Raw genomic sequence first — 22,142 nt, 5'->3', positions numbered from 1 at the left:
TGCGGCAACCGGCGGCCCCGATCCCTTGACCCGACGGACACGGCCTTGAACGCATCCAGCCCGAACGATTCCCGGGGCCTGATCGGCCGCGCCCACCGGCTGGCGACGCGGCCGTCGTCGCTGATCCTGATTTCGCTGGGCTTCCAGAACGGGCTGCGCCTCGTCAGCTCGATGATCCTGACGCGGCTGCTCGACACGCATGATTTCGGCGTGATGGGCATCATCATGTCATGGATGATCGTGCTGACGATGATCTCCGACATCGGCGTCTATGCCGTCGTCACCCGGCACAAGCGCTTCTTCGAGCCCGCCTTCCTCGACGCGATCTGGACGTTCCGGGCGTTGCGCGGGCTGGTGATCACCATAGCGATGATCGTGCTGGCGGGGCCGATCGCCAGCGTTTCCGCCAAGTCCGAGGTGGCCGCCCCGCTGGCCGTGGCGGCGCTGGTGCTGCTGATCGACGGATCGCAATCGCTGTTCAACGTGACCGCCCCGCGCGAGGGGCGGCTGGCCCAGCTCACCCTGTTCGAGATGACCGGCGCGCTGGTGCAGACGCTGTTCACCATCCTGCTGGCGCTGATGATCCCGAGCTATTGGGCGCTGGTCTGGGGCTATGTGTCCGGCGCGTGCGTGAAGACGGTGGCGAGCTTCCTGCTGCCGGGCGCGGCACGGCGGCCGAGCTTCGACCGCGAGGTTTTCCGCGAGCTGATCGTGGGCGGGCGGCCATTCTTCATATCCAGCGTGGCCAGCGTGTTCGTGCGCCAGATCGACAAGATCCTGCTGTCCCGCTTCATGACGCTGCCGCAGTTCGGCATCTATACGATCGCATCCAACCTCACCTCGGTGCCGACGCTGCTTTCGGACAATTATGCCCGGCGCTTCCTCTACATCGCCTATGTCAACCACCGGGAAGCGCAGGACCGCCCCGATACCGGCTTCTTCCTGAAGTTCGGCCGGCCGTTCCGCTGGCTCTACGTCGCCGGCGTCGGCGCGCTGGTGGGCGGCGGCGAGGCGATCGTCCATATCCTCTACGACAGCCGCTACTGGTTCGCCGCGACCTATATCTACCTGCTGGCGCCTTCGATCTTCCTCCGGCTCACCAATGCGCGGATGGAGCAGTTCCTCCTCGCCCACAAGGTCGATGCGGCGCAGATGTATGCCAACCTGATCCGCGCAGCCTGGATCGTCATCAGCCTGCCGGCCGCCTATCACTGGGGCGGACAGCTCGCCATGATCGCGGCGCTGGGCTGCGTGGAGGTGCCGGTGCACGTCTATCTTTCCGCCAGGGTGCATGGGCTGGTCGGGAGCTTCCACTGGCGGGAGCGGGCGACGGCCTTCGCCGTCGCGCTGGCGGCCGGCCTCGTGGCGCTGGCACTGAGCCAGATCGGGCTGGCGCTGGTCGAAGGGCAGAAACTGGCGATATTCTAGGCGGAAAGCCGTTTCCGCTGCGCGGGCGCCGCGCCCCCAACGGCTTGACAGGCCAGCCCTTATCCTTCTCTAGACGATGGCGGCCCCGGTGATGACCCCTCCGTGCCCTGCCCGCCATCCCGCGCGCGTCTAGACAATCGAGGCCTGATGATGTCCCAACCCACCGGCGACAGCGGCGGCGCGCCCGCCTTCAACCTGGGGTTCCGCGAGTTCGTGGCGCTGGTGGCCGCGCTGATGGCGATCAACGCGCTGGGCATCGATTCCATGCTGCCGGCACTGCCCGCGATCGGCGACGCGCTGGGCATCCACAACGAGAACCAGCGGCAATGGATCATCGCCGCCTATGTCTTCGGCTTCGGATCGATGCAACTCGTCTACGGCCCGCTGGCCGACCGCTTCGGCCGCAAGCCGGTGCTGATCGCCAGCATGAGCCTGTTCACGGCGATGAGCGTGCTGGCCGCCTTCTCCTGGGATTTCCCGTCGATCATCGCCGCGCGGGTGGCGCAGGGCGTGTTCGCCGCCGCATCGCGCGTGCTGGCCGTATCGATCGTGCGCGATCGCTTTTCCGGCCGGCAGATGGCGCGGGTGATGTCGCTATCCTTCATCGTCTTCCTCGCCGTGCCGATCCTGGCACCCAGCATCGGCCAGTTCATCCTGCTGTTCGCGCCGTGGCGGGGGATATTCCTGTTCCTCGCCTTCTTCGGCGCGCTGCTGGTGCTGTGGGCCGGTCTGCGCCTGCCCGAGACGCTGCATCCCGAGGACCGCCGGCCGATATCCGCCGGCAAGATCGCCAGCGCGGCGCGGGTGGTGATCGGCAACCGTTATTCGCGGGGCTATACGCTGGCGTCCACCATGCTGTTCGGCAGCCTGATGGGCTTCATCAATTCGGTGCAGCAGATCTTCACCGACATCTTCCACGAGCCTAAACTGTTCCCGGTGATCTTCGCCAGCATGGCGGCATCGATGGGCTTCACCTCCTACCTCAACTCCCGCATCGTCGAGCAGCTGGGGACGCGCTTCGTATCGCACTGGGCGCTGATCGGCTTCATCGCATCGGCGGGCGCGCATTCCGCCATCGCGCTGAGCGGGCATGAGACGATGCTGAGCTTCGCCCTGCTGCAGGCGGCGACGATGGCGTGCTTCGGCCTTGCCGGATCGAATTTCGGATCGATGGCGATGGAGCCGGTGGGGCATATCGCCGGCACGGCATCCTCGATCCAGGGTTTCACCTCCACGCTCGGCGGCGCCGCGCTGGGCATCGTCATCGGCCAGCTTTACGACGGGACGACCGTACCGGTGACGCTGGGCTATCTGGTGCTCGGCCTCGTCGCGCTGGTGATCGTGCTGGTGACGGAACAGGGACGGCTGTTCCGCCCCCACCCCGTCGTCAACGAAGCCGTCCCCTGAAGGCACCGGCCCTGAAGGCGCGCGCCGCCGCCAGCGCGATCGGCACGCCGACCAGCACCATGTGGGTGAAGAGCGCGGCGGCGACGTCATAGGGATCGCGGTTGGGGAAGCGTTCCGGCCAGCGCAGCGGCAGGACGATCCAATACATCACCACATAGAGGCCGAAGCCATAGGCCAGCCCCCACAGGATCGGCCGGCGGACGAGCGCGGGGGCCTGGCGGGCGACGAGCACGAACACCGCGGCCATGACCAGCGCGAGCAGGACGTGGACGCAGGCGCCCACCGCCGAGGCGCCGGCGCCGCCTTCGCGCATCGCATCGCCGAACGGGCCGCTCGCCACCACCCGCAGCACGCGCGCGGGGCCGATGCCGTCGCGCGCGGCCAGCATGAAGGCCCAGCCGAGATCGAGAATGGCGGCGATCAGGCCGCCGCCGAGGATTGCACGCATCGTGGGTGACAAAGGCTTCCTCCCAATTTTGCGATTATGGAGGGAGGCTAGACCCGATCGGCGGCGCTGGCCAGCGATGCCGCCTCAATAATCCTTCGACACCCGCACGTTGGCGCTGGTGCGGCCGATGGTGGAGATGCTGGAGAGGAGCGAGAGCCAGCGGGTGATCTGGAATTCCACGCGCGTGGCCGAATAGCCGGCGCCGTCGGTGATCAGCTCCACATAGGTCTTGCGGGTGATATATTTGCCGGCGGCGATCGATGTGCCCTGGCCGGTGGTGGTATCGGCCGGCAGGATGCGCAGGCGATCGAGGCCGGTGGCCTGGCGCACCGCGTTGATCGGGTTGAGCCCGGTGCCGCCGCTTTGCAGCGAGGCGACGGCGGCGGCAAGCTGGAGGGCCTCCGGCGCCGAGAGATTGGTGATCGAGGTGCCGAACAGCAGCCGCGACAGCAGCTCATCCTCCGGCAGGGCCGGAATGCTGGTGAAGTTGATTTCCGGCCGGAGCCCGGTGCCCGAGACGCGGATCGTGGCGTTGAGATCGCTGATATCGGCCTGCGCCACGATATCCAGCACCGGATCGATCGGGGTTTCGCCGAGGAAGCGGATCGATCCGCGTTCCAGATCGAAGCGGCGGCCGGAAAATTCATAGCCGCCGCGCACCAGATCGGCCCGGCCCTTGATCGCCGGATTGTCGATCGTGCCGCGAATCTCCAGATCCGCGCGCCATTCGGAATCGAGGCCGAGGCCGGTGACGGCCAGGCGATTGCGCGCCTTCGCCTTCAGATCGAGCCGCCAGGGCATGGGCGGGGAATTATCCTCATCCTCGTCCACCGGGCGGTTGACCTCGGTGACCTTCAGCACCGGCACCTCGGCGGCGGCGGCGCGGCCGAGGCGGAAGCGGCTGCGATCCAGCGTGACGTCGCCCGCGATCATACCCCCGCCCCTGGCGGCGGTGATGCGGATCGGCCCGGTGACGGTGGCGCCGATATCGTCGCGGTTGATGAGCACGGCGTGGTTCGCATCGGCGGCCAGATCCATGGCGAAGCCGCTGGCCGAGGCGAAATCGAAGCTGCCGCGCCCGCTGATGCTGCCATCGTCGGACGTGGTGCCGGTGAGGCTGTCGATCACCAGCCGCGAGCCGTTGAACCGCCCCTGCGCCTTCACATTGGAGATGACGGTGCCGCTGACCGCGCTTTCCACCCGCCCGGCATCGGTGCGCAGCGACCCGCGTATCTGCGGATCGGCGAGCCGGCCGGTGGCATCGGCGCTGACCGAGAGCGGGCCGGAAATGTCGATCGTGCCGATGCCGGTGAGCCGCCAGAGCGTATCGGCCGGGCCGACATAGCGGAGCTGGGCGAAGAGCGGCGCATTCATCAGCCGGCTGACGATATCGCCTTCGCCGGTGAGCGGGGCGATGCGCGCCTGGGCGCGGCCGATCGTCTTGCCGCCGGTGGCGACCACCGCGCGCGCCACCGCCCGATCGCCGGTGAGCGCGGCGGCCAGCCCCATGTCCACGGGCGTGGAGGAGAGCACCAGCCCCGAACGGGTAAGCCCGCGCACCTTGAAATCGGCCCGGCCGGTGGGAAGCGCGCCTTGCGCCCAGCGATATTCGAGCCGGCCCGTCGCCTGCCCGCCGAGCGCCAGCCGGGGCACGAGGATGTCGAGCGCGGTGAGCGGCATCCGTTCCAGCCCGGCATCGACCTCCACGGCGGTGGGCGAATAGCGGCCGGCAAGCGTGGCGCCGCCGCCATTATATTCCAGCCGGGTGGAGGCCAGCCGCCAGCCGCCTTCTTCCTCCGCCGTCAGGACGGCGGGCGTGACCAGCCGGAGCGGCCGTCCATCCAGCCGGCCGCTGCCGTTCAGCGCCACCCGATCGGGCGCGACATCGGCATCGACGTTGAAGACGAAGGCGCGGCCGCGCGTGCCGGCCAGCGTGGCGGAAACCTTGCCGCGCCCGGCCGCCAGCTCCGTCTCCGCGCGCAGCCGGCCAAGGGTGAAGCCGCCCCGGCGCACGCCGAAGGCCGCAAGCCGGCCGTTTATGGAAAGGCCGGCGGGATCGAGGCGGATCGAGCCGTCGACCCGGCCGCGCCGCACGCCGATTTCCGGCGGGCCGGGGAAACGCGCATCGCGCAGCGCCAGATGCGATTCGATTTCCTGCACGCCCAGCACGGGGCGGAACAGCAGCTCACCATCGATGCCGCCGCCGGCAAGGCCCAGCCGCCCGAGGAAGCCGCCCGTTTCCGAACGCAGCGCGCCGCTGGCGCGGGTGCCGGCGACGTCGAGCGCGGCGACGCCGATCGTCGCCGGGCTGCCCTGCGGCAGCAATATCTGCCCGTTGCTGGTGAACGGCCCCAAAATGGAGCCGCCATCGGCGGTATAGGCAAAGCCCTGCGGATTGGGATCGAGCAGGACGCGCACCGCATCCAGCCCCAGCGCGTCCATCGGCCGGGCGAGCGCCAGATCCACCTTCGGCCGGCTGATATCGCCGTCCAGCTTCAGGGTGAACGGGCCATATTGGCCCTGCCGGCCGCTGCCTTCGAACTGGAAGGTGCCGTCGCGCCGGCGCATGCCATCGCCGGTGATGGTGATCGCCGGCCCGCGCAGGCGGAGGTTGCGGAACAGCAATATCCCGTCCGGCCCGCGCACCAGCCCGGTTTCGATATCGGGAAGGCCGCCGGCCAGCCCGGCGAAGAAGGCGTTGTCGAACCGCCGCACCCAGGCGCGGCCGGTGCCCTGCACCATCGTGCCGCGCCCGCCGGCGCCGGGCACGACCTTGAGGTCGCTGGTCACGTCGACCAGGCCGATGCCGGGGATGAGATAGCGGGTGAGCCCGCCCGAGACGCCGACATCGTAACGCCCGGTGACGAGATCGAGATAGAGCGAGAGCTTGCCCTTGAGCTTGTCCGACGAGAGCGCCAGCCCCTGGCCGCGCACGTCCTTCGCCGTGACGTCGAGCTTGCCGTCCACCAGCAGGTTGGCGAGGATGCCGCCCGCGACATCGCCCACCCCGGTCACGCGCCGCGCGGCAAGCCGCACCGGCAGCTTCACCGGCACGCCCGCCAATTGCCCCCGGCCCTGGGCGCGGACGCCTTCGAAACCGGTATCGTCGAAGGCCGCGCGATCGGCGGTGAGGAGATAATCGAAGGTCGCCGCCTTGAACGGGCCGTCGAGCAGCACGCGCAGGCGGACGTTGGTGCCCGTCATGTTGGGAAAGAGCGCCGGCGGCTTCAGCAGGCGCAGGTTGAGCTGGGTGCCCTGGAAGGCGCTTTTCGCCAGGTCGAGCACGCCCGTCATGTCGACGGTGAGCGCCGGCGAGCGCAACGACAGCGTGGAATCGAGCTTGCGATCGGCAAGCTTCGCCTCGCCGGTGACGAGGATGCGCGGCGCGGTAAGCCGCTGGAGCTTGCCCTTGAGCAGCGGCGCGGGCGCAAGGCCGCCGGAGAGCGAATAGCTGCCCTCCCGCACGCCGAGCTTGAGATCGACGACGCGATGCGGGCCGATATCGAGCTGGGCGCCGCCATTCCACACCTTCCACGTGCCGTCCCCCGCGACGGCGAGCACGATCGGGTGGTCGGTGCCCGCCAGCTTGCCGACGACGCTGCCCTTGGGCGCATCGAGCCGGGCCGAGAGATCGAAGCGGTCGCGATCGGGCTCGGCATCCAGAAGCAGGCGGAGATCGTCCCCGGCATTGGTGGCGGCGGCGAGATCGACGAGCGCGCGGCCGCCCCTTATGTCCGCCCGCCCCTTGATCCGCGCCACCCGCGGATCGCCGGCGACGCCCGGTTCCAGCCGGAGGGCGCGGATATCGAGATTGCCGAGGTGGATATCGAAGCCGGGCAGGATCGGCCCCGCCTTCCTCGACGGATTGAGCTTCGGCAGGCGGTGGAGGATGGCGAGATCGGTGGCCAGCCGATCGACGTGCAGCGTGTTGGCGATCCAGGCGCGGGGTTTCCAGTCGAGGTCGAGTTCCGGCACCTCGAGGAACAGGCCGCGCGGATCATAGAGGCGGAGATCGCGCAGGCGGGTGCGCCCCCAGATCGATCCGTCGATCCGGCCGATGCGGATCTTGAGCCCCGAGGAGGGCGAGAGCGCCGCGATCCGATCCGCCAGGAAGCGGTGGCCGGGCCCCGTATCGATCGCGAGCAGCGCCGCGCCCGCCAGCGCCACCAGCCCGAGCAGCGACCAGAGCAGCCAGCGCAGCGGCGCCCACAGCCTGCGGCGGCGCGGCGGGGGAGCCTCCTCCTCCGGCGGCGGGGCCGTCGCGGGATCGTCCACGCTCAAAACGCCTGCCCCAGCGAGACATAGACCGCCACCCGCGCATCGCCGGGGCGGCGATCGAGCGGAGTGCCGACATCGACGCGGATCGGCCCGAAGCTGGAATAATAACGCACGCCGAGCCCGGTGCCGTAGCGCAGCCCGGAGAAATCGGGGAACGCATCGGTGTAGAGATTGCCGCCGTCGAGGAACGGAACGACCCCGAAATTGCCGAAGCGGACGCGCGCCTCCAGCGAGAATTCGGCAAGGCTGCGGCCGCCGATCGGATCGTTGTTGAGATCGCGCGGACCGATGCGCTGATAGCCATAGCCGCGCACCGATCCGCCGCCGCCGGCATAGAAGCGCCTGGACGGGGCGATGCGATCGCGGCTGGCGCCCAGGATCGATCCCACGCGGACGCGGCCGGCGATGGTGGCGCGATCACTCAGGGGCACATAGCCGGTCGCGTCGAACTGGGTCTTCACATAGGCGAAGGGGCTACCCTGGAAGGAGACTTCGGGCGAGACGCGGCCAGCGAGGCGGAAGCCGCGCATCGGATTGAGCAGATCGTCCGATCCGTCATAGCTGAGGCTGGTGGGCGCGGCGGCGATAAAGAAGGTGCGGCGGCGGGGGATGTTGGTGGCGCCGACCACGTCCTTTTCGTCCGAGGCGAGCAGCTCCGCCCCCAGCGACCAGGTCCAGTCCTTCTGCCAGATGATGTTGGTCTGCCGTTCCAGCCCCGCGCCGAGCGTGAGGGTGCGGGCGTCATAGGCATCGCGATTGGTGTGGCTGGCCAGCACCTGCGCGGTCAGCACCCGATCGCGATCCTTGAAATTGTTGCGGCGGAGCTGGGCGCCGATCAATTGTTCCTGCGTGCCGGCCACGCCCCGGAAGGTGACGGCGCCCTCGGGCTTGATGAGGTTGCGGTGCTGCCAGCTCACCTCCGCGCGGAGACCTTCGCCCGTGCCGTAGCCCAGTTCGCCCGCGATGGTGCGGCGGGGCGCGCGTTCCAGCGCCACCGCCATGTCCACGGTGTCGGACGTGGCGCCCGCGCGCGGGGTGATCGTGACCGAGGAGACGAGGCCCGTCTGGATGAGCGCGCGGCGGAAATCGTCCACCTTGGCGCTGTCATAGGGATCGCCGGGGGAGAAACGGGCGATGCGGCCGAGATGCTTGACCGAGAAGAGCTGGCGGCCCTGTATCTCGATATGGCCGAAGCGGCGGGCATGTTCGGGGACGACCGCAAGCTTCAGGGTGGCGGTATGGGTATCGTGATCGATCACGATATCCGGTTCCTCGATCTTGCCGAAGGGGAAGCCTTCGCGTCCCAGCGCCACCTTGAGGCCCGCGACCGCGGCGTTGACGGCGGCGGCATCGACCACGTCGTCCTGCTTGACGGGGAAGGCGTTGCGCAGGCTTTCCGCCTTGTCCCCGGCGGCTTCGAGGCCGGCCAGCTCCACCGCCGAGAAATGATAGACCTCGCCCGCATCGGCGATGAGGGTGACGGTGACGACACCGCTCCCCTGCCCTTCCACGCGGGTGCGGACGCGGGCGTCATAATAGCCGTGGGCGCGCAGCAATTCGCGCAGCATCGATTCGTCGCTGCGGGCGCGGCGATCGATCTGGGCGACGTTAGCGTCCTTGCGCTCGCCCGCGACGAGGGCGGAGAGCGCGTCGAACTGGCCGCGCAGCCTGTCCTTCGCGACGGCAAGCCCGTCGAGCCCGTCGATGACGATGCGATAGCGGCGCTGGGCATCGGCATCCACGGACGCCGCGGGCGGGGTTTCGGCCGGCGGGGCGGGCTGGGCGATCTGGGCCGGCGCGGTTCCGGGCGCGGCGGGCGACGCGGGCGGCGGCGATTCCGCCGTGGCGGCGGGCACCTCGTCCGGCGCATCGAGATCGGGCCAGGCGATGCCGATGTCGGGCAGGTCGTCCATCGGCGAAAGCGGGCCGGGCGCCGGCAGGTCCGGCCCCTGCGGCGCGACCGGCGGCGCGGCATCCACGGCGTCCAGCGTCCCGGCCACCTGCGCAAGCGCGGGGACCGGCCAGGCGAACAGGGCCGTGGCCAGCGCAAGATTCCGCGATGTGCGCCGGCGAACGTCCCACTGCATGGGGGTTAACTAGATCGGTTTTCCTTCCCACGGAACAGCCCTTGGCATCGCGACCCGCTATTTCGGGGCCGTTCGGCGATTTCGGGACATGATCGGTGGAAGAGGCGGCCGGTCCGCTGGGGGCGGTGATCCCGGAAAGCAATGGTCGGGGCGACAGGATTCGAACCTGCGACCCCCAGACCCCCAGTCTGATGCGCTACCAGGCTGCGCTACGCCCCGACCTTGCTTGTCCGAAGCCCGTTGCCGGGCCTCAGGCGGCGCGCTTTATCGGGGTCCGCCCGGACATGCAAGCCGCATGTCCGCCCGATATTGCAGCAGAGCCCGCGGGCGCGTAGATATTAGGTTGTGAAAGGAAACTTATCATGAGCGCGAACGAACGGGTCTATGGCGTCGCGACGCCCGAGCAGATCGCCGGAATGAGCGGGCGAGAGGCGCTGGAGGCGATGATCGCCGGCCGCCTGCCCGCCCCGCCCATCGCGCGGCTGATGGGATTCGAGCTGGTCGAGGTGGGCGACGGCCTGGCCATATTCGAAGGCACGCCCTTCCCCGATCTGCTCAACCCGCTGGGCGTGGTGCACGGCGGCTGGGCGCTGACGCTGATCGACAGCGCCGCCGGCTGCGCGGGCCATGCCACGCTGGCGCCGGGATATGGCTATACCAGCGTCGAGACCAAGGCCAATTTCGCGCGGCCGATCGCGCCCGACACGGGCAAGGTGCGCGCGGAGGGGCGCGTGCTGACGGCCGGTCGCAGGATCATCGCCACCGAGGCCAAGATCACCGATTCGCGGGGCCGGATCGTCGCCCACGGCACCTCCACCCTGATCGTGTTCCCGCCGGGCGGCTGATCGCCGGCCGGGCCCCGGAAACATCCTGCAACACGGCCACCGTTGCGCGGGCCGCCCTTCCCGTGATAGGCGCCCGCTTTTCCCGGGCCTTGTTGACGGCCGCGCTTTCCAGGAAGCCAATCCCAGATGTTCGTGACCCCCGCATATGCCCAGGCCGCCGGCGCCGCATCCTCCTCGGGCGGCAGCGTCGCCATGCTTGTCGGCCAGTTCGTCCTGCTCGGCGCCATTTTCTGGTTCCTCATCATCCGCCCCCAGCAGAAGAAGCTGAAGGAGCACCGCGCCAAGATCGATTCCGTCAAGAAGGGCGACACCGTCGTCACCGGCGGCGGCATCATCGGCAAGGTCACCAAGGTGGACGAGCATGAGGTGGAGGTGGAGATCGCCTCCCAGGTCAAGATCAAGGTCGTCAAGGCGACCCTGACCGACGTCCAGCCGCTCGGCGGCGCCAAGCCCGCCAACGACTGAGCCCGACCATGCTGGATTTCCCGCGCTGGAAGGTCTGGTCGATCCTCGGCTCGATCGCCATCGGCATATTGCTGGCCATACCCAGCCTGATCCCCGAGACGACGTTGGCGCAGGCCGGGCTTTCCGGCCTGCCCCGGATCAACCTCGGCCTCGACCTGGCCGGCGGCAGCCACATCCTGCTGGAGGCGGACACCGCCGACGTCGCCAAGCAGCGCGTGCAGCTGATGGAAGAGAATGTCCGCACCGAGATGCGGCGCGGCGACACCAAGATCGACATCGGCGACATTTCCACCGCCGGCGGCAAGCTGAGCTTCTTCGTGCGCGACACGACCAAGCTGGATACCGCCGTCGAGCGCATCCGCACCCTGACCCAGCCCGCCGGCATGACCGGGCAGCGCGACTGGGACGTGGCGGTGGTCGATTCGTCGCGCATCGTGCTGACGCCGACCAAGTCCGGCCTCGACAATGCCGTGAACAGCGCGATGGACGTGGCGACCGACGTGGTCCGCCGCCGCATCGACGAGATGGGCACGCGCGAGCCGACCATCATCCGCCAGGGCAGCAACCGCATCGTGGTGCAGGTGCCCGGCCTGCAGGACCCGGAGGCGCTGAAATCGCTGCTGGGCAAGACCGCCAAGCTCGAGTTCAAGCTGGTGGACCTGACCGTGACCACCGCCGACATCGCCGCCAACCGCGCGCCGGCGGGCAGCCAGATCCTGCCCTATCCCGACAATCCCGGCGGCGTGCCGGCGATCGCCGTCTATCGCCGCGTGATGCTGAACGGCGACGAGCTGATCGACGCCTCGCAGGGCTACGACCAGAATGGCCGGCCCGTCACCAACATCCGCTTCAACGCTTCCGGCGGCCGCAAGTTCGCCCGCGTGACGACCGAGAATGTCGGCAAGCCCTTTGCCATGATCCTCGACGGCAAGGTGATCTCCGCCCCCAACATCAACGAGCCGATCCAGGGCGGCCAGGCCCAGATTTCCGGCAATTTCACCGTGCAGGGCGCCAACGAGCTGGCGATCGCGCTGAAATCCGGCAAGCTGCCGGTGGCGCTGAAGGTGGTGGAGGAACGCACCGTCGGCCCCGATCTGGGCGCCGATTCGATCCGCGCCGGCACGCTTTCCGCCGTGATCGCGACCGTCGCCGTGATCGTGTTCATGCTGGTGACCTATGGCCGCTTCGGCGTCTATGCCAACATCGCGCTGATCATAAACATCCTGATCATCATCGGCGTGATGGCGCTGGTGGGCGCGACGCTGACCCTGCCGGGCATCGCCGGCTTCGTGCTGACGATCGGCGCGGCGGTGGACGCCAACGTGCTGATCAACGAGCGCATCCGCGAGGAACAGCGCCGGGGCCGCAACGCCGTGCAATCGGTGGAGCTGGGCTATAAGGAGGCGAGCCGCGCCATCTTCGACGCCAACATCACCAACACGATCGCCGCCGTCATCATGTTCTCGCTGGGCACCGGCCCGGTGAAGGGCTTTGCCGTGGTGCTGATCATCGGCATCGCGACCTCGGTGTTCACCGCCGTCACCTTCACCCGCCTGCTGGTGGCCCGCTGGCTGCGCGCCAAGCGCCCGCAGCACATCACCATCTGATCCGGGGACCGGACCATGCGCCTGCTCAAGCTCGTTCCCGACAACACCAATATCGGCTTCGTCAAGCTGAGGTGGATCGCCTTCACGCTGACCGGCCTGCTGACGCTCGCCTCGGTCGCCCTGCTGGGCATCCGCGGCCTGAACCTGGGCGTGGACTTCGTCGGCGGCCTGATGGTCGAGACGGAGTTCCAGAAGCCGGTATCGCTCGACGAGCTGCGCCGCGACGTCGACCGGCTGGGCGTGGGCGAAAGCTCGCTCCAGCAGTTCGGCCAGACCAACGTCGTCTCGATCCGCCTGCCCCTGCCCGAATCGACCGATGAAGGCGCCACCAACCAGGTGGTGAAGAAGGTGCAAGGCGCGCTGGAGGCCAAATATCCGGGCGTCCAGTTCCGCCGCACCGACACCGTTTCGGGCAAGGTTTCGGGCGAGCTGATCCGCACGGGCGTGACCGCCGTGGTGCTTTCGATCATCGGCATCGCGCTGTTTTCCTGGTTCCGCTTCGAATGGCAGTTCGGCTTTTCGACCGCCGTCGCGATCATCCACGACGTGCTGGTGACGATGGGTTTCTTCGCGCTCACCCAGATCGAGTTCGACCTGAGCATCGTTGCCGCGGTGCTGACGATCGTGGGCTATTCGATCAACGACAAGATCGTGATCGACGACCGCATCCGCGAGAATCTGCGCAAATATCGCCAGATGGACATGCGCGCACTGGTCGATCTTTCGGTGAACGAGACGCTGCCGCGCACGGTGATGACATCGCTGACGCTGCTGCTGGCGCTGGGATCGCTGCTGCTGTTCGGCGGCGACGTGATCCGCGGCTTCACCGCGGCGATGATGCTGGGCATCCTGGTGGGCACCTATTCCTCCATCTACGTGTCCTCCTCGCTGCTGATCTCGCTGGGCGTGACGGCCAAGAGCTTCGCGCCCAAGACCGCCGCCACCGGCGCCGAGCGCGTGACCAAGCGCGAGAATAACGAGGGCGCCGTTCCCTGAGGGGGGGGCGCCCGAGGGGAACGGAATGGCGAACGGCCCGAAGATGGAGCGCGATCCGGCCCCCGAAGGGCCGATCGTGCGGGGATTCCGCGAACGCGGCTTCCTCGTTTCCGATCGCTACGTCCCCGGCGGGCTGAAGCTGACGCCTGACGACGCGCGCGACTGGACGGCAACCGACGTCGCGACGCTGACCGAGGCGGACGTGGCCGATCTGCTGGCGATGGCGCCCCCGCCCGAATTCATCCTGATCGGCACCGGTCGCGACATGATCCGCCCGCCCGTGGCCTTCGTCCGCGCGATCGAGGCGCGCGGCGTGGGCGTGGAGGCGATGGACAGCCGCGCGGCCGCGCGCGCCTGGGGCGTGCTGCGCGCCGAGGGCCGCTGGATCGCCGCCGCCCTGCTGCCCCTGTAGCCTCCTGCCATTGCAGATGGCGGGGCCGCGCCTGCCCGTCTTCCCCGCACAATCTTCGCAATCGGGCGCACACCCTTCCCTTCCCGCTTGGCGGCTTTGAAAGGCTGGTCTAAGACCCACCGCCATGCGCTATATTGCCCGCCCGGTCGCCCTTGCCGTCGCCATCGCCCTGATCGCCCCGCTTGCCGGCTGCGCGAGCTCAGGCGCCAAGAAGGCCGACACCAAATATGTCGCCCGCGACGTCGACACGCTCTACAACGCCGCCAAGGAACGGCTGGACAAGGGCCAGTACAAGATCGCCGCCGCCCTGTTCGACGAGGTGGAGCGCCAGCATCCCTATTCCGCCTGGGCGCGCCGCGCGCAGCTGATGAGCGCCTTCAGCTATTATCTGGCGCGCCAGTATCAAAGCTCGATCCAGTCGGCGCAGCGCTTCCTTTCGATCCACCCCGGTAACAAGGATGCGCCCTACGCGCTCTACCTGATCGGCGTGGATTATTACGAACAGATCCAGGACGTGACCCGCGACCAGAAGATCACCCAGCAGGCGCTCGATGCGCTGGGCGAGGTGGTGCGCCGTTACCCCGACACGCCCTATGCCGCCGACGCCCGCCTGAAGATGGACCTGGTGCGCGACCATCTGGGCGGCAAGGAGATGGAGATCGGCCGTTTCTACGAACGGCGGCGCGACTGGCTGGCCGCGACCATCCGGTTCCGCAAGGTGGTGGACGAATATCAGACGACCACCCACGTGCCCGAGGCGCTGATGCGGCTGACCGAATGCTATCTTTCGCTAGGCGTGCCCGAGGAAGCGAAGAAGGCGGCGGCCGTGCTGGGCGCCAACTATCCCGGATCGAAATGGTACGAGCGCGCTTATGCGCTGGTGCAGAAGCACCCGGCCTGATCCCCGCCGTTCCGGCATGAGCGCCCCGGCGGGCCTGCCGTGCTGAGCGCGCTTTCGATCCGCGACGTCGTGCTGATCGAGGCGCTGGACCTCGATTTCGGGCCGGGCCTGGGCGCGCTGACCGGCGAGACCGGGGCCGGCAAATCCATCCTTCTCGACGCGCTGGGGCTGGCGCTGGGCGCGCGCGCCGACAGCGGGCTGGTGCGCAACGGCGCGCAGCAGGCGGTGGTGACGGCGAGCTTCGACCTGCCGGACGACCATGAGGCAGCCGAGCTGCTGGTCGAGAACGGGCTGCAGGCCGAGCCGGGCGAGCCGCTGGTGATCCGCCGCATCGTGAAGGCCGACGGCGGCAGCCGGGCGACGGTGAACGGCCAGCCGGCATCGGCCGCGTTGCTGAAGGAACTGGCGCCCCATCTCGTCGAGATTCACGGCCAGCATGACGATCGCGGCCTCCTGAACCCGCGCGGGCACCGCGCGCTGCTCGACGCCTTCGGACGGATCGACACGCAGACCGCGGCCAACGCCCATCGCGCGTGGCGGGCAGCTGAGGAAAGGCTGGCCGGGGCGGTCGCGGACCTCGAAAATGCGGCGCGCGACCGGGAATGGCTGGAGCATGCCGTGGCCGAGCTCAACGCGCTTGCGGCCGAGGCGGGCGAGGAGGAAGCGCTCTCCACCGCCCGCGCCGACATGCAGAAGGGCGCGCGGCTGGCCGAGGATCTGGAGGCCGTGACCGGACATCTCGACGGATCGGAAGGCGGCGCGGCGCAGCTACGGCAGGCGGCGCGGCGGCTGGACCGGATCGCCGGCGAGCATCCCCTGCTGACCGAGGCGCTCGAGGCGCTCGACCGGGCGGTGATCGAGGCGGGCGAGGCCGAGGACCGGCTAACCGCCGCCAAGGAGGCGCTGGCCTTCGATCCCGACCGGCTGGAGGAAGCCGAGACCCGGCTGTTCGAGCTGCGCGCCATGGCCCGCAAGCATCGCGTGGAACCCGATGCCCTGCCCGCGCTCGCCGCCGAACTGAGCGAGCGGCTGGGGCGGATCGAGGCGGGCGGCGAGGGCATCGCCCGGCTGGAGGCGGAGGCGGCGACCGCGCGCACCGCCTATCTCGACGCCGCGACCGCGCTCACCGAGGCGCGCCGCACGGCGGCCGCGCGGCTGGACGCGGCGGTGGCGGCCGAGCTGCCGCCGCTCAAGCTGGACGCCGCCCGCTTCCGCACCGCCGTGGAGCCGCTGGCCGAGGCGCAATGGGGGCCGGCCGGACGCGACCGGGTGGAATTCGAGATATCGACCAATCCCGGCGCGCCCTTCGCGCCGCTGGTGAAGATCGCCAGCGGCGGCGAACTGAGCCGCTTCATCCTGGCGCTGAAGGTCGCGCTGGCCGAGGAAGGCGCCGCGCGGACGATGATCTTCGACGAGATCGATCGCGGCGTCGGCGGCGCCGTGGCGAGCGCGATCGGCGAGCGGCTGGCCCGGCTGGCTGCGCGCGCGCAATTGCTGGTCGTCACCCACAGCCCGCAGGTGGCGGCGCGCGCCAACGCTCACTGGCTGATCGCCAAGAGCCACGACGGCACCGTCACCCGCATCGGCGTGACCGCGCTGGACGCCGCCGACCGCCGCGAGGAGATCGCCCGCATGCTGAGCGGCGCGGCGGTGACGGACGAGGCGCGGGCGCAGGCGGCGCGGCTGCTGGAAGCCGCGTAGCCCCCGATCAACCCTCCCTGGAAGGAAGGGACTTGGGGCGGACGGGCACACGGAGCGCCTTTCCAGATGCATGTTGGTGGATGGCCGGCCCATGGCGCCGGCAACCGGCTTCACGATCGGCGAGACGGGCGATCGAACGAGCAGTATCGGGATACCGGAACCCCGTGCGGCGCGCCGCCCCTTCGTTTCAGGAAAGGGAGAGGCGCGGCCGGCGATACCTCCCTACGTGCCCACCCGCCCGAACGGCAGCAGCTTGCGGGCGATCGCCTGGGCAGCCTTGCCGTTGCCGGTGCGCAATGCCGGCAGCACCTGATCGATGCTGCGCTTCATCAGCCGATCGAGCGGGGTGGCGACGGGCGCGGACGCGGCCTCCTCGGCCAGGCGGCGGGCGGCGGCGACATCGTCGTCATCGTGGCGGATGCGCATCAGCGCGGCCATGCCGGCGAAGAAGGGCCGGTTGCCCGCCAGCGCCACCGCGCGATCGAGCGCGGCCTGGCCGACATTGTGGCGCGCGCCCAGCGCCGTGCGCGCGACGAGGCCGCCGAGATCGTCGATCGCGTCGAGGTGCCAGCCGGCGATCAGCAACTGCACCTCCGCATCGTTCGGATCGGCGGCGGCGAGGCTTTCGAAGATGCGGCGCGACATCTGCGCGTCCGAACGGCTGCGGGTGAGCTTGGCGCGGTAGCCGATGGCGATGCCGCGCTGCATCGCCGCCTCGCGGTTGCGCGGGTCCGTCATCAGGATGGCATCGGCCCGCTGGATGGCCTTGCCGATCAGCGCCAGCGCGGTCGCCTTGTCCGCCGCCTGGAACGCCGCCTGGATCAGGATGTCGCGCGGGGTTTCCGGTGCGGGGGCCGGCGCGGCCGCGATGACGACAGGGGCAAGGATGGCGAGCGGCACGCCGCGCATGACAGTCAAATACTCCCTCCCCCCGGTGCCGGCACCATCGGCCGGCGGCTTCCTCAGGGGACGCACGGGACGGCCGCCCGGTTCCCCTTATTCGCGCTCCACCAGCGCCGCCAGCGCGGTTTCGTCAAGGGGCGGCGCGCAGAGATAGCCCTGGTAGATGTTGCAGCCTTCCGCCGCCAGCAGGGCAAGCTGCTCCTCCGTCTCCACCCCCTCGGCGATCACGGCGAGGCCCAGCGATCGCGCCATTTCGATCACGCCGCGCACCACCACCCGATCGCGCGCCGATCCGGTGATGTCCTGCGCCAGCCGCTGATCGATCTTGAGGTAATCGAGCGGCAGCGCCTTCAGATAAGCGAGGCTGGAATAGCCGGTGCCGAAATCGTCGATCGCCACCCGCAGTCCCGCCGCGCGCAATTCGCCCAGCATGGCCGCCGCATGGCCGAGATCGTCGATCAGGCCGCTTTCGGTGACTTCCACGGTCAGCCGCGCGCGGGGAAAGCCGGCATTGTCGACCAGCGCCAGGAAGCGGGCGACGAAGCCCGGCCGGGCGATATCGGCGGCGGTGACGTTGACGGCGAGGCGGAGCCCCGCCCGCGCCCCGCCCCAGCCGGCGGCGATGCGCAGCGCCTTGGCCTGCACATGTTCGGAAAGCTGGACGAGATAGTCCGATCGCTCGGCCGTCGCGAACAGGGTGGCCGCCCCCAGCGCCCCCAGTTCCGGATGGCGCCAGCGGGCAAGCGCCTCGATGCCGACGACGGCGCCGGTGGTGACGGAAACCTGCGGCTGGAAAAGGATGCCGATCTCGTCCCGGTCGAGCGCGACGCGCAGGTCCACCTCCAGCCGGCTGGCGCGGGCCACCTGCGCCTCGTCCACCGCATCCAGCGCGCGGGCGGCGCCGTCCCCCGCGCGGGCCTCGGCCAGCGCCAGGCTGGCGCGGCGGATCAGGGCATCGCCCTCCTCCGTCCCGTCGGGCGCGGCGATGCCGATGCGCGAGGAAAGCGAGACGACATGCTGGTCCACCGCGAAGGGCCGGGCGATCGCATCGGTAAGCTCCGCCGCCAGCCGCTCCGCATCCTCGACGGTGGCCGGCGGCGCCAGAGCGACCGCGAACTCCGCGCCGGCCACCCGCGCCACGCAGCCGCGCCGCGCCATCGCCGGATCGAGCTGGCGTTCGATGCGGCGGGCGACCGCCTGGAGAACCTTGTCCCCCGCCAGATTGCCGAAGGCGGCGTTGATCGCATCGAAACGGGTGACGGCAAGCAGCATCAGCACGCAGGCCGGCCCTTCCGCCATGCCGGCGCGCGCGGCCGCCGGCGCGCCGCAATGGCGATCCACCCAGCGCCGCAGCGCCGCGCGATCGGCAAGCCCGGTCAGCGCATCGCGGCTGCGGCGATCGCGGCGGCGTTCCGGCGCGGCATCCGCCTTCGCCACGTCCCGCCGCCCCCGCGCCAGCCGATCGGCATGGCGATCGGCGAAGCGGAGCATCTGCGCGAATTCCGTCTCGCCGAAGGGGCTGGCCAGATAATGGGTCGCGCCGGCGGCATGGACCGAATCGAGCGCGGCGACATCGCCGCGCGACAGCAGCACCAGCAGCGCGCCGGCATTGGCCTCCACCGGATCGGCGAGCAGGCGGGCGGCGGCCAGCCCTTCCTCCAGCGCGCCGCGGGCATCGACCACGGCCACCTGGGCGGCGCTGGAAAGGAAGGGGCGCTCTACATCCGCCGCCTCGCCCCTGCCCGCCAGGACCACGCGCCAGCCGGCCCGTTCCGCCATGCCGCCGATCTCGTCACGATGACGGAACGACACCAGGAAGATCGCCGGGATGGCGGTTACAGGCCCGCCACTGGCCTGTTCCGCAACGCTTTCGTGGCGCGGCGCGATAGCTCTCATCCTTCGATCGATGGTTTCGCGCGATGCTAGTCCGCCTCGCCGTCCGCGCCAATGGGCGAAAATGATGCCACGTTACGTTAACGACATGATTGCACCCGGCCCGCCGGGCTTGCCCCTGGCCCGCCCCGGCCCTAGCTTCACCCCCATGACCAGCATGGCGCAGACGGGTGCCGCCGGAATCGCCCCGGCTAAAGCCCTGATCGACGGATTCGGGCGCCGAATCACCTATTTGCGCATTTCGGTCACCGATCGCTGCGACCTGCGCTGCCGCTATTGCATGCCCGAGGCGATGGCCTTCAGCCCGCGATCGGAGATCCTTTCGCTGGAGGAGATCGCCGCGATCGCCGATGCCTTCGTCGCGCGCGGCGTCCGCCGGATAAGGCTGACCGGCGGCGAACCGCTGGTGCGGCGCGGCGTGCCCGATCTGGCGCGGATGATCGGCCGCCATCTCGCCACCGGCGGGCTGGACGAACTGACCCTTACCACCAACGGCACCAACCTGGCCCGCAACGCCCAGACCCTGTTCGATGCCGGCATCCGCCGCGTGAACGTGAGCCTGGACAGCCGCGATCCCGCCACCTTCCGCCACATCACCCGGCGGGGCGAGGTGGAGAAGGTGCTGGACGGCATCATCGCCGCCACGGCCGCCGGCCTGGGCGTGAAGATCAACATGGTGGCGCTGAAGGGCCTCAACGAGGACGAGATCGAGCCCATGCTGCGCTGGTGCGCGGCGGAGGGGCACGACCTGACCCTGATCGAGACGATGCCGCTGGGGTGGATCGAGGAGGATCGCACCGATCGCTACCTGCCCCTGACCGGGGTGCGCGAGGCGATGGCCGCCCGCTTCACCCTGACCCCGCTGATCGACCGCACCGGCGGCCCGGCGCGCTATTATCGCGTGGAGGAGCTGGGCGCGCGGGTCGGCTTCATCACGCCCCTGACCGAGAATTTCTGCGCCGGCTGCAACCGGGTGCGGATCACCGTCGGCGGGATGCTCTACCTCTGCCTGGGCCAGGATGCGCGCGTCGACCTGCGCGGCGCGCTGCGCGCGGGCGGCCCGGCGGCGCTGGACGCCCTGCTGGACGAAGCGATGACGAGGAAACCCGAACATCATGATTTCCATATCGACCGGCGCGGGGTGGCGCCCGCCGTGGCGCGCCATATGAGCGTCACCGGCGGATGACGACCGAGCACAGGCTGGCGCTGGTCCCCTCCCCCACCGAAGCCGCGCAGGCGGCCGCGGTGGTGCTGCGCGACCGTTATGAATGGGTGCCGATCGAGGAAGCGACGCTGGTGGTGGCGCTGGGCGGGGACGGCTTCCTCCTCCAGACGCTGCACGCCATGCTGGACAGGCGGCGCATCCTGCCCGTGTTCGGCATGAACCTGGGCACGGTGGGCTTCCTGATGAACGAATGGAGCCCCGATCTTCTGGAAAACCGGATCGGGCGCGCCAAGACCTTTACGGTGACGCCGCTGCGCATGGATGCGGAGACGGTGGACGGCGAGACCGTATCCTATCCCGCGATCAACGAGGTGTCGCTGCTGCGCGAAACCCGGCAGACGGCGAAGCTGGAAGTGCTGGTGAACGACCGCGTCGTGCTGCCCGAGCTGGTGTGCGACGGCGTGCTCGCCTCCACGCCGGCCGGCTCCACCGCCTACAACCTCTCCGCGCAGGGGCCGATCCTGCCGCTCGATTCGGCGATGATCGCGCTGACCCCGATCAGCCCCTTCCGCCCCCGCCGCTGGCGCGGCGCCATCCTGCCCGAACGCACGCGAATCAAGTTCCGCGTGCTCGATCCGGTGAAACGGCCGGTGAGCGCGGTGGCCGACCAGCGCGAGGTGCGCGACGTGGCGACGGTATCCGTCGCGATCGACCGGGCCAGCTCGCTCACCCTGCTGTTCGACCCCGAACATGCGCTGGACGACCGCATCACCATGGAACAGTTCGCCGTCTGAAAAAGCGGAAAAGAGGGGCTTGCAACCCGCGACAAGCCGCTGCTATAGGCGCGCCTCGCCTCGACGCCTTGGTCGGGACGAATGGTGATCCCCGGTAGCTCAGCGGTAGAGCATCCGACTGTTAATCGGACGGCCGCCTGTTCGAATCAGGCCCGGGGAGCCATTTCGGAACGAAACTGCGAACGCCCTGCGTCGCCGTTTCCACTCCATAGCCTCCTCCGGACGCCACGAGCGTCTGGAGGAGCCTTGGCTTCGAACCCATAATCCTGATTTCGTCTGTTCCCACCTCGATACGCTGGACCAGCGCCTGGACGTGGCTTCGACGGAAACCGCCGTCACGCGCCCGGATCTTCTTGCGCGCTTCGATCCCAAATCGGCGCAAAAGCTCGGGGGTCAGCCGTTTGCCCTTATCGTCCGCACGGCTTTCCGCCCGGTCCGCGTCTGCCCTAGCTGCATCGCGCATCCGCTTCAGCTCGACAATTCGTCCCTTCAGGTTGCAGTCGTCTAGGTCAGCGAGACCGTTCTCGATTGCCTCATAAAGCCTCGTGAGCTTGGCTTCGGCATCTGCCGCCTGCTTCCTCAGTTCGGCGACCCGCCCTCGCAGACGCTCCGTATGCTCCTCCCGGCGTTTCAGGAGACCGGAGAGTAGTTCCTCCAGCCGATCGGGCGCCAACAGCCGCTCCTCAAGATGGCCCACAACCATCTCGTCCAGCTCATTCATCGGAATGGTGCGTCTGCGCGGCGACAACTACGATGGCCGGTTGAGCGGCGACTATGATGGCCGGTAGGATCGGTTGTCTGGTCTGATCGTA

The 22,142-nt window shown here is 69.3% G+C and carries 16 protein-coding genes and 2 tRNA genes; 12 read left to right on the top strand and 6 right to left on the bottom strand.

Translation table 11 applies throughout. The annotated features are described in order from the left end of the window. The first annotated feature begins 45 nt into the window (after positions 1–45). Positions 46–1,428, top strand: a complete 1,383-nt coding sequence (locus CV103_RS16715) for an oligosaccharide flippase family protein (RefSeq protein WP_107395605.1) — start codon at positions 46–48, stop codon at positions 1,426–1,428. A 150-nt stretch (positions 1,429–1,578) separates the two neighbouring features. Further along, positions 1,579–2,835, top strand: coding sequence for a multidrug effflux MFS transporter (locus CV103_RS16710; RefSeq protein WP_425443894.1), 1,257 nt, complete (start codon positions 1,579–1,581; stop codon positions 2,833–2,835). Here CV103_RS16710 and CV103_RS16705 read toward each other — a convergent pair. From CV103_RS16705 to CV103_RS16690, 4 genes are all read right to left on the bottom strand, one after another. Next, positions 2,816–3,295: a hypothetical protein gene (locus tag CV103_RS16705; RefSeq protein WP_015458152.1), complete on the bottom strand. Its 480-nt coding sequence runs from the start codon at positions 3,293–3,295 to the stop codon at positions 2,816–2,818. The genes CV103_RS16710 and CV103_RS16705 overlap by 20 nt on opposite strands. Positions 3,296–3,367: 72 nt before the next feature. Then, a complete protein-coding gene (locus CV103_RS16700) occupies positions 3,368–7,564 on the bottom strand; it encodes a translocation/assembly module TamB domain-containing protein (protein ID WP_107395603.1) in 4,197 nt (1,398 codons plus the stop codon). Beyond that, positions 7,561–9,648 (bottom strand): autotransporter assembly complex protein TamA, encoded by a 2,088-nt coding sequence (locus CV103_RS16695; protein WP_107395602.1) that lies wholly within the window; start codon positions 9,646–9,648, stop codon positions 7,561–7,563. Before CV103_RS16695 ends, CV103_RS16700 begins: the two co-directional genes overlap by 4 nt. 142 nt (positions 9,649–9,790) lie before the next feature. Then, positions 9,791–9,867 (bottom strand) — tRNA-Pro (locus CV103_RS16690). 143 nt (positions 9,868–10,010) lie between these two features. Here CV103_RS16690 and CV103_RS16685 point away from each other — a divergent pair. The 7 genes from CV103_RS16685 (at position 10,011) to recN (ending at position 16,575) form a co-directional block, all read left to right on the top strand. Beyond that, a complete protein-coding gene (locus CV103_RS16685; RefSeq protein WP_107395601.1) occupies positions 10,011–10,493 on the top strand; it encodes a PaaI family thioesterase in 483 nt (160 codons plus the stop codon). Positions 10,494–10,619: 126 nt separating this feature from the next. Next, entirely contained in the window at positions 10,620–10,958 is a 339-nt protein-coding gene (gene yajC / locus CV103_RS16680; protein ID WP_015458156.1) for a preprotein translocase subunit YajC, read from the top strand. A gap of 8 nt (positions 10,959–10,966) precedes the next feature. Further along, positions 10,967–12,565, top strand: coding sequence for a protein translocase subunit SecD (gene secD / locus CV103_RS16675; protein ID WP_015458157.1), 1,599 nt, complete (start codon positions 10,967–10,969; stop codon positions 12,563–12,565). 15 nt (positions 12,566–12,580) lie between these two features. Further along, on the top strand, positions 12,581–13,561 hold the full coding sequence (gene secF / locus CV103_RS16670; RefSeq protein ID WP_107395600.1) for a protein translocase subunit SecF: 981 nt from the start codon (positions 12,581–12,583) through the stop codon (positions 13,559–13,561). Positions 13,562–13,586: 25 nt separating this feature from the next. Then, entirely contained in the window at positions 13,587–13,973 is a 387-nt protein-coding gene (locus tag CV103_RS16665; RefSeq protein WP_015458159.1) for an Mth938-like domain-containing protein, read from the top strand. A gap of 124 nt (positions 13,974–14,097) precedes the next feature. Next, positions 14,098–14,874: an outer membrane protein assembly factor BamD gene (locus CV103_RS16660; RefSeq protein ID WP_015458160.1), complete on the top strand. Its 777-nt coding sequence runs from the start codon at positions 14,098–14,100 to the stop codon at positions 14,872–14,874. 39 nt (positions 14,875–14,913) lie between these two features. Further along, positions 14,914–16,575, top strand: coding sequence for a DNA repair protein RecN (recN, locus tag CV103_RS16655; RefSeq protein WP_107395599.1), 1,662 nt, complete (start codon positions 14,914–14,916; stop codon positions 16,573–16,575). A 222-nt stretch (positions 16,576–16,797) separates the two neighbouring features. On the opposite strand, the gene CV103_RS16650 is transcribed toward recN, so the two are convergent. Continuing rightward, positions 16,798–17,484 (bottom strand): hypothetical protein, encoded by a 687-nt coding sequence (locus CV103_RS16650; RefSeq protein WP_107395598.1) that lies wholly within the window; start codon positions 17,482–17,484, stop codon positions 16,798–16,800. An 87-nt stretch (positions 17,485–17,571) separates the two neighbouring features. Then, positions 17,572–19,374, bottom strand: coding sequence for a putative bifunctional diguanylate cyclase/phosphodiesterase (locus CV103_RS16645; RefSeq protein WP_425443892.1), 1,803 nt, complete (start codon positions 19,372–19,374; stop codon positions 17,572–17,574). Positions 19,375–19,519: 145 nt separating this feature from the next. Between CV103_RS16645 and moaA the strand changes: the two genes are divergently transcribed. The 3 genes from moaA (at position 19,520) to CV103_RS16630 (ending at position 21,493) form a co-directional block, all read left to right on the top strand. Then, complete coding sequence (gene moaA / locus CV103_RS16640) at positions 19,520–20,557, top strand: GTP 3',8-cyclase MoaA (protein ID WP_107395597.1); 1,038 nt, start codon at positions 19,520–19,522, stop codon at positions 20,555–20,557. After that, positions 20,554–21,330, top strand: a complete 777-nt coding sequence (locus CV103_RS16635; RefSeq protein ID WP_015458165.1) for an NAD kinase — start codon at positions 20,554–20,556, stop codon at positions 21,328–21,330. Before moaA ends, CV103_RS16635 begins: the two co-directional genes overlap by 4 nt. Positions 21,331–21,418: 88 nt before the next feature. Further along, positions 21,419–21,493, top strand: a tRNA-Asn gene (locus CV103_RS16630). The last annotated feature ends 649 nt before the right edge of the window (positions 21,494–22,142 follow it).

It is taken from the genome of Edaphosphingomonas fennica (assembly GCF_003034225.1).
Classification (GTDB): domain Bacteria; phylum Pseudomonadota; class Alphaproteobacteria; order Sphingomonadales; family Sphingomonadaceae; genus Sphingomonas_E; species Sphingomonas_E fennica.
Note: the sequence above shows the minus strand (reverse complement) of the source record. Positions and strands in the feature narration are given on the sequence as shown.

Excerpts from the sequence above, each read along its gene's own strand:
- CV103_RS16645 (WP_425443892.1), bottom strand. The coding sequence starts at position 19,374 with ATGAGAGCTATCGCGCCGCGCCACGAAAGCGTTGCGGAACAGGCCAGT.
- CV103_RS16665 (WP_015458159.1), top strand. The coding sequence starts at position 13,587 with ATGGCGAACGGCCCGAAGATGGAGCGCGATCCGGCCCCCGAAGGGCCG.
- secD (WP_015458157.1), top strand. The coding sequence starts at position 10,967 with ATGCTGGATTTCCCGCGCTGGAAGGTCTGGTCGATCCTCGGCTCGATC.
- CV103_RS16685 (WP_107395601.1), top strand. The coding sequence starts at position 10,011 with ATGAGCGCGAACGAACGGGTCTATGGCGTCGCGACGCCCGAGCAGATC.
- CV103_RS16695 (WP_107395602.1), bottom strand. The coding sequence starts at position 9,648 with ATGCAGTGGGACGTTCGCCGGCGCACATCGCGGAATCTTGCGCTGGCC.
- CV103_RS16635 (WP_015458165.1), top strand. The coding sequence starts at position 20,554 with ATGACGACCGAGCACAGGCTGGCGCTGGTCCCCTCCCCCACCGAAGCC.
- yajC (WP_015458156.1), top strand. The coding sequence starts at position 10,620 with ATGTTCGTGACCCCCGCATATGCCCAGGCCGCCGGCGCCGCATCCTCC.
- CV103_RS16660 (WP_015458160.1), top strand. The coding sequence starts at position 14,098 with ATGCGCTATATTGCCCGCCCGGTCGCCCTTGCCGTCGCCATCGCCCTG.
- moaA (WP_107395597.1), top strand. The coding sequence starts at position 19,520 with ATGACCAGCATGGCGCAGACGGGTGCCGCCGGAATCGCCCCGGCTAAA.
- secF (WP_107395600.1), top strand. The coding sequence starts at position 12,581 with ATGCGCCTGCTCAAGCTCGTTCCCGACAACACCAATATCGGCTTCGTC.
- CV103_RS16650 (WP_107395598.1), bottom strand. The coding sequence starts at position 17,484 with ATGCGCGGCGTGCCGCTCGCCATCCTTGCCCCTGTCGTCATCGCGGCC.
- CV103_RS16710 (WP_425443894.1), top strand. The coding sequence starts at position 1,579 with ATGTCCCAACCCACCGGCGACAGCGGCGGCGCGCCCGCCTTCAACCTG.